Origin of the sequence: Staphylococcus pseudoxylosus (assembly GCF_003697915.1) — a bacterium.
GTDB lineage: Bacteria > Bacillota > Bacilli > Staphylococcales > Staphylococcaceae > Staphylococcus > Staphylococcus pseudoxylosus.
The window spans coordinates 1-318 of the sequence record NZ_RCVN01000077.1 but is presented as its reverse complement, the minus strand read 5'-3'; the positions used below and the strand labels follow the sequence as shown (position 1 = coordinate 318).

Genomic DNA, 318 nt, shown 5'->3' with positions numbered 1-318 from the left:
AAAATCTATTTTAGTGTAAAATTGAGAAAAAAGACAGAGAGGACAGAGTAATGAATCATTTTAAAGGCAAACAATTCAAAAAAGATTTCATTATTGTCGCTGTTGGTTACTACCTGCGTTACAATCTAAGCTATCGTGAAGTTCAGAAATTGTTATATGATCGTGGAATAAATGTTTGTCATACTACGATTTATCGTTGGGTGCAAGAGTACAGCAAAGTCCTCTATTATCTTTGGAAGAAGAAAAATAGACAATCCTTCTATTCATGGAAAATGGACGAAACCTATATCAAAATTAAGGGACGTTGGCATTATCTTT

The 318-nt window shown here is 32.4% G+C and carries 1 pseudogene; it reads left to right on the top strand.

Annotated elements, in window-relative coordinates:
* Positions 1-50: 50 nt before the first annotated feature.
* Positions 51-318: pseudogene (locus tag D9V42_RS14870) on the top strand (IS6 family transposase); the annotation flags it as partial.